The organism is Flavobacterium sp., from assembly GCF_031423415.1.
Lineage (GTDB): Bacteria > Bacteroidota > Bacteroidia > Flavobacteriales > Flavobacteriaceae > Flavobacterium.
Window position 1 is genome coordinate 1 of the sequence record NZ_JANPFL010000021.1, and the last position, 7,028, is coordinate 7,028.

Sequence of the window (7,028 nt, forward strand, 5' to 3'; positions counted from 1 at the left end):
TTATTTTGCCTAACATATTGCCACTTTTTTATACCGAAATATACACTTTTTGGCGATTTAAAAGTACTGTTTTCAACTGAATTTAATCACAAGTTATTAACAATCAAATTGTTAATTCATTTTTAAGGAATGACTAATTAGCCCCCTAACCCCCACTGGGGGAATCACTGTTTGGGGTAAACAGGTTTTAAAATTATTTTTATTAAATTACCGATTCATTATTTTCATTGTTTCTACGCTCTACCAATTCCCACCGCAGCTTGCTCCCCCTTCGGGGGTTGGGGGGCTTTTATCCTGCCAAAGAAACTCCAATTAGCGTTCCAATTCCATAAGTTACTGCAGCTGCAGCCAATCCAAAAGCAACTTGTCGCATTCCCGAAAATAGAATGCTTTTTCCTGTCAATAATGTAATAGCGGCGCCAATACCAAAAAGTCCCACAACACTGCTTGCAATACTCAATAAAATAGCATTTTTACCATCCAAAACCATAAAAGGATACAACGGAATAATTGCTCCAATGGCAAAAAGAATGAAAGAAGCAATTGCTGCTTCCCAAGCGGAACCGCCTAATTCTTCCTTATCTATTCCCAATTCCTCTGTTATGATGGCATCTATTGCAGTTTGAGGATTTTCGAAGGCTTTATCTGCCAATTTTTGGGCTTCGACGGAATTCATTCCTTTGGCTTGGTACAGCAACACCAATTCCTTTTTTTCTTCTTCTGGCGATGCTTCCAGTTCTTCGGTTTCTAAATCGATTTGGCGTTGGTTTAATTCTCTGGAACTTTGCACCGAAAGCCATTCACCCAATGCCATAGAAATAGCACCAGCCATAAGCCCGGCTATACCAGTTAATAAAATAGTATTGTTAGAAACCGCCGCTCCGGCAACTCCCATAACTAAACTCATATTCGAAACTAGTCCGTCATTCGAGCCTAAAACTGCAGCACGTAACGCATTTCCTCCAACGGATTTGTGACGACTTTCAAATTTTGACAATAATCCTCCCGAGACGTTCAAGGCTGCATTGTTGTTGACCGCTTCAATAATATTAAGGTGATTGTGTTCGAAACCATTAGGCTTCTCCCCTTTTTCGATTTTGTTTTTGATAGCATTTACAGCAAATTGTTTTTCAATATCAGACAAACTACTGATGATGGAATTGTATCCAAAAAGTTTTCCTAATTTCAATTGGAATTTAGCTCTTGACGACGCTGAAGGCATAACGTGATTGGGTTCAAACTCCCGAACTTTATCCAACATATGTTTCGCATGACCTTTTTCGATCTGTGCTAAACTTTGCAAAACGCGACTTAGATTGTCATCCGATTGAATGTTGGCGATACTATCATACAAAAATGCAGTATCGACTTCGGTTTGTAGTTGCCCTTTTAATTTGCTTAAATCCATAACAATAATTTTAGACAAAGTTAACCAATTTAAATTGACTTGGCCTTAAGAACTACTTAAGTTACATCCTATGGAAACTCAAAATTACTGTAGTTCCTTTATTGATTTCGCTTTGAATTTCGAATTGGATATTCAGTAATCCTGCCAATCGGGCAACAATAGAAAGTCCAAGTCCTGAACCTTTTATATCTGGATGATGCGTTGGATTTGAACGAAAGAACGGAATCCTGATTTTGTCTAAATCTTCTTTTGGAATACCAATTCCACTATCCGAAATGGTACAAACTGTAGCGGTTTCATTTTGCGAAAGTACTATAGAAATGCTACTATTATCATTCGAATATTTAATAGCATTACTGATAATGTTACTGATGATAATAGAAAGTAAATAATTGTCAGATTCAACATAATATTCTTTTGAAAAAGCGTGGTCAACGCTGATTTTTTTCACGTTCATTTTCAATGAATACCGTGTCAGAATATCCAAAATCAAGGCATTCACATATATTTTTTCAATTTTTACGCTTTGAATTTGGTTTTCGAATCGGGCCAATAATAGCAATTGATCCACTAAATTATTCAATCGGTTAACCTCGGAAATACCATAATTGATTTTGTCTTCATATTCTGATTGAGTTCTAGGTTTTCGTATCAAAACTTCCAAAGTTCCCTTTAAAACGGTCAATGGCGTTCTTAGTTCGTGCGAAGCATCTGAGGTAAATTGTTTTTCTCTTTCTACTGCGCTTTCAATACGGTCTAATAAATCGTTTATGGTTTTAGAAAGTACATAAAGTTCATCTTTATTTTCAGGCAAAGGAATTCGTTCTTTAAGATTGTCTTTGGTAATTCGGTTAGAAGTTTCCGTAATTAGCGTCACGGGTTTAATACTTCTTCCGGCAATCAACCTCGCAATCAGGAAGAGCACCAACAATATTATTGGAAAAAAAATCAAAAGAGTTTCTTGTAAATTCTTTAAAATCTTTGTCGAATCATCTAAAGACATGGCAATAAACAAAGATCCAATTACTTTATTTTTGTGCAAAATGGGCACTTGAATTTGCCTAATTGGTTTTTTATTTAAATAAGTATCAATGAATTTATTGTTTAATTTAGTTGCATACATTTTGAGCTCTAGCCCTTTGAGGCTAGGCGATTTGTCAATCAATCGTTTGTTAATGTCAAAAAACTGAACAAAAACCGGATTTACAGTAACGGTTTTATGTTCTCTCGCTCGCCATTGATCGACATGAAGCAGGTAAGTGTCGTTGGGGTCAATTTCGATTTCTTCTAGATGTTTGGACACTTCGCCCATTATATCTTCATTGATTTGCCTATTTACACTATGATCTATTAATTGATAAATCAAGAAAAAGAATACTGAAATCAGCAATCCAGTGCTAATGATATAATGTGAGGCAATCCGATTTTTAAAAGAAAACGAAAACATATAATTAGTTTAAATCATTAGCAATATAACCTACTCCACGAATGGTTTTTATGTAATCTTTATCAATTTTTAAGTTGAGTTTTTTTCGAATGGCATTCATAAAAACATCAATAACACCAGTATCATAATCGAAATGAATGTCCCAAACGTCTTCTATAATTTGCGTTCTGGTACACACTTTACCTTTATTTCGAATTAAATAACATAGCAATTCGTATTCGCGTTGCGTCAAGATAGCCTCAATGCCATCGACTTCTACAAGATGTTTTGTGAGTTGAATTTCAATTGGCCCTAATTGTAATGTTTCTGGCTCGGTTTGATTTCTGAAATGAATTTTAATGCGTTCTACTAATTCATCAAAACTAAATGGTTTTTTGATATAATCATTGGCTCCCGCCTTAAGCCCTTCGATAGTTTCTTGAACTGTATCTCTTGCGGTTAAAAAAATAATGGGAGTTGTCGTGTCTATCTTACGAATTAATTTGCAAACCTCGATTCCATTCATTTTGGGTAAAATCCAATCGAGAAGAATAATATTAACTTTTTGGCTTAAAGCCAATTCAAGACCGGTTTTTCCGTCGTTTGCCACCAAAACAGTATAACCTTCCTCTTCCAAACCTTGTTGGAGAAAATTAGCAATCCCTATTTCGTCTTCCACTATTAGAATTTTCATACTTTATTGCATTATAAATTTTATAAAAGCTTTCAGTTCTTTAGGAATAATCGAAATTAAAATTAAATCTTTTGATGGCTAGTGCATTGTTGTTTTCCTTTATAATTAATGATTATTCTTCCGCAAAATAAATCATCATTTACTCAAAAATATAAAACGTAAAATTACCATATAAGTGTCTTTTAAAATTATTGTTTCTAAAAATTAAGTCAAAATTAAGGTTGATATCCTGCGGTATTAAGAAACCTTTTAAAAAGTAATTTTAAATTTATAAAAAACAAAAGCATTTATAAAGCAAATGAAACCAATATTTTATATAAAAAAAATGGCTATTTATAATTTAGCAGCAATACCCAAACTGACTTCTTGATTCAAATTTAACTCTGAATGATGCTCGAAGAAAATAGCTTTGCGTTCAAAAGCAGCTTTGACCAAATAATGACTTCCTTTGAAATAACATTGCTTAACAATGGCCTTCATTTTACTTTCTTCGACAATTATTAGTTGGTGCGGATACAATAATAGTATTTCATCTGCCTCTTCTAAAGCTGCAAAATGAGATAATTTCAACTCATTTACCTCTCCAAAAAGCGAAGCAACATAAAAACTTGGCGGATTATCATAGAGTTCTCTTGAATTTCCTTTGGCTATTAATTTTCCGTTTTGCAAAACAATAGTTTCATCTGAAAATGACAAAGCTTCGGTGCTATCGTGAGTCGCAATAATGCAGGTAATTTGTTTTTTCTTGAAATAATTGAATAAATTTCGACGCAACGAATTTTTTCTAAAGGAATCGATTTGGCTAAAAGGTTCATCCAATAAAAGAATTTCAGGTTCCAATGCTAAAACCTTCGCCAATGCTACTCTTTGCTGCTGACCACCGCTCAAATATTTTGCTTTAACTTTGGAAAATTGGGTCATTTCGACCATTTCTAATAATTCTTGAACTCGTGCTTTTTTTTCGGTTTTGTAGATGTTAGACAAAAACTTACCTACATTTTCTTCGACCGTTATGTACGGCATTAAATCGAAATCTTGCGCCAAATACTTGATGCACTCTTCACCAGGAATAAGATTAAATTTTGGACCAAGAATTGGATTACCGTCATAAAACATTTCTCCATTATCCAGATTATACAAGCCGTACAGTAATTTTAGCAAAGTGCTTTTACCGCAACCGCTTTCGCCAATGACAGCCACATTTTGACCTTTGGCAATTTCGAAACTAATATTCTCGATTACCGGATTTTCGATATAGGTGAAGGAAATATTTTTTACAACAAGCATTTTCTATATTTAAAGTTGCAAATTTACAACCTTATTAAAAGTAAACCTTAATAATAGTATTGAATTTATTTCTATAATTTAGCCAAAAAGAATAGTAAACTTAATCGTGATAAATGAAAAATATCTACTTAATGCTGGTCTTGTTTTTTGGAACATTAATATGGTCAATCGTAAATCCGAAAGAAGGATTTACCTGTTTCTTGGAAATTATCCCAGCAATTATTGGCGTTTCAATAGTAGCACTGACATTCAAAAAGTTTCGGTTTACTGATTTTACTTATTTTCTAATCCTAATTCATTGCATTATTCTCTTTGTGGGCGGACATTATACATATGCCGAAGTTCCACTGTTTGATTACATACGAGAAATTTTTCATCAAAGTAGAAATAATTATGACAAGGTTGGACATTTTGCACAAGGGTTGGTACCTGCTATGATAATCCGTGAGTTGTTTATTCGGAAGAAAGTAATTAGTAATCCCAGTTTCTTCAACTTTATTATTGTAGCGATTTGTTTGGCGATAAGTGCCGCTTACGAATGGATTGAATGGTGGGTTTCTTTAGCTACTGGTGATGGTGGCGATGCATTTTTAGGAACACAAGGCTACGTTTGGGACACGCAATCAGATATGTTGTTTGCCACAATTGGAGCGACTGTAGGTTTAATTTTATTTTCTAAAATTCAGGATAAGCAATTGCGAAAAACACAAATAATACCAGAAATATTTATAAAATAGTCCATAAGTTTATGGTATAATGCCGATATAGTATGAAAATAGTGCAATTTTATTGGACTATATTGAATACATAATCGGTATAGCTTCCTAATTAAACATAAAAAAAGCATCATTATAAAGCCATAATGGTGCTTTTTTATTGGCAAAATTTACTTTACCGCCCTGATTCGCAATACTTACTAATGTAGAATTTTGTTAGTTTCTAGATATAGAAATTTTATTTATAATATCAAAATCCAAGGCTTGAGTTTCATTTGAAATGTTGCTTTCGGTAATGGCATTATCTTCTGCAATACGTTGGTCAGCAGATTTTTCTGTTTTAGGAATATTGATCGGTTCAACAAATTCGTAACCGATGGTATTACTATTAATAATGTCAAAATCCAAAGCTTGCGTTTCATTTGAATTATTATTCTCTGTAATTAAATTATCTTCTACAATAAGTTGGTCAGCAGATTTTTCTGTTGTAGGAATATTGATCGGTTCAACCAATTCGTAACCAATAGTATTGCTATTTATTATTTCAAAGTTTAAAGCTTGCGTTTCATTTGAAATGTTATTCTCTGTAATTAAATTATCTTCTACAATAAGTTGGTCAGCAGATTTTTCTGTTACAGAAATATTAATTGGTTCAACCAATTCGTAACCGATGGTATTACTATTAATCATGTCAAAATCCAAAGCTTGAGTTTCATTTGAAATGTTGTTTTCGGTAATCAAATTATCTTCTGCGATAAGCTCATCGGCAGTTTTACTCATTTTATTTTTTGAAACCACAGCGATTGGTTCGTCTCCGCCCACTGTTTTGTTCATTGTTAATTTCGGAAAACTGCTTAGAAAAAGTGTTCTTGATTCCAATTTGATAACTGTTGGCATCGTTGAAACTTTTTCTTGGCTTATACTTTTTTCGCTTCCTATTAAAGTATTAAAATTTTTGTTCGCTACCACTTTGTTAAATTCTTGTGTAGCTTCTCCTTTAGTAACCGTGAACGATGTACGATACATATTCAAAAGTACTACTAAAGCAATTCCTGAGTAAATGATTAAATTTTTCATAATGATTAAATTTTTAAGTTTTTTTTGTTTTTTAAAATCATATAATAATATCCTATGCAAATATATATCCAAAAGACAGTATCTTGTTTTGCATAGTACTTAAATTTAACAATATTTTAACAAATCAAGTTGTGCTTTTATTTATTTGTAGTACATCTAGAATTGCTAACAAGTAATCAAACATTAATATAACAAACTGTAAATCTTTAACTTACATATAAAACTAATAAGAAATTTAAATTTTGACCATAAAAAAACCGTCCCGATATATCGGGACGGCTAATTAGTCAACCCTTAAAAAGAGCTATTTTTAATTTCCACAAAAATAGGAATATTATTTTCAGGATAGAAGTTGAACAAATAATTAAGCCAAAAAACAATTTGTTCCTTGATTTGGTTGAATCGGAGCTTAAAATTGTA

Annotated in this window: 6 protein-coding genes; 1 reads left to right on the top strand and 5 read right to left on the bottom strand. The window is 32.8% G+C overall.

Annotated features, from left to right (window positions below; translation table 11 throughout):
- Positions 1-289: 289 nt before the first annotated feature.
- From RMO83_RS02630 to RMO83_RS02645, 4 genes are all read right to left on the bottom strand, one after another.
- A complete protein-coding gene (locus tag RMO83_RS02630) occupies positions 290-1,408 on the bottom strand; it encodes a VIT1/CCC1 transporter family protein (protein WP_310558118.1) in 1,119 nt (372 codons plus the stop codon).
- A 61-nt stretch (positions 1,409-1,469) separates the two neighbouring features.
- Positions 1,470-2,855 (bottom strand): ATP-binding protein, encoded by a 1,386-nt coding sequence (locus RMO83_RS02635; RefSeq protein ID WP_310558119.1) that lies wholly within the window; start codon positions 2,853-2,855, stop codon positions 1,470-1,472.
- A 4-nt stretch (positions 2,856-2,859) separates the two neighbouring features.
- Positions 2,860-3,528, bottom strand: a complete 669-nt coding sequence (locus tag RMO83_RS02640) for a response regulator transcription factor (protein ID WP_310558120.1) — start codon at positions 3,526-3,528, stop codon at positions 2,860-2,862.
- Between the two features lie 333 nt (positions 3,529-3,861).
- Entirely contained in the window at positions 3,862-4,815 is a 954-nt protein-coding gene (locus tag RMO83_RS02645; protein ID WP_310558121.1) for an ABC transporter ATP-binding protein, read from the bottom strand.
- 113 nt (positions 4,816-4,928) lie between these two features.
- On the opposite strand from RMO83_RS02645, the gene RMO83_RS02650 reads away from it, so the two are divergent.
- Positions 4,929-5,552: a DUF2238 domain-containing protein gene (locus RMO83_RS02650; RefSeq protein ID WP_310558122.1), complete on the top strand. Its 624-nt coding sequence runs from the start codon at positions 4,929-4,931 to the stop codon at positions 5,550-5,552.
- 195 nt (positions 5,553-5,747) lie between these two features.
- Here RMO83_RS02650 and RMO83_RS02655 read toward each other — a convergent pair whose 3' ends face one another.
- Complete coding sequence (locus RMO83_RS02655) at positions 5,748-6,608, bottom strand: hypothetical protein (protein ID WP_310558123.1); 861 nt, start codon at positions 6,606-6,608, stop codon at positions 5,748-5,750.
- Between the last annotated feature and the right edge of the window lie 420 nt (positions 6,609-7,028).

Bases quoted from the DNA above. Each gene is read 5' to 3' on its own strand.
- RMO83_RS02630 (WP_310558118.1), bottom strand. From the start codon at position 1,408: ATGGATTTAAGCAAATTAAAAGGGCAACTACAAACCGAAGTCGATACT.
- RMO83_RS02635 (WP_310558119.1), bottom strand. From the start codon at position 2,855: ATGTTTTCGTTTTCTTTTAAAAATCGGATTGCCTCACATTATATCATT.
- RMO83_RS02640 (WP_310558120.1), bottom strand. From the start codon at position 3,528: ATGAAAATTCTAATAGTGGAAGACGAAATAGGGATTGCTAATTTTCTC.
- RMO83_RS02645 (WP_310558121.1), bottom strand. From the start codon at position 4,815: ATGCTTGTTGTAAAAAATATTTCCTTCACCTATATCGAAAATCCGGTA.
- RMO83_RS02650 (WP_310558122.1), top strand. From the start codon at position 4,929: ATGAAAAATATCTACTTAATGCTGGTCTTGTTTTTTGGAACATTAATA.
- RMO83_RS02655 (WP_310558123.1), bottom strand. From the start codon at position 6,608: ATGAAAAATTTAATCATTTACTCAGGAATTGCTTTAGTAGTACTTTTG.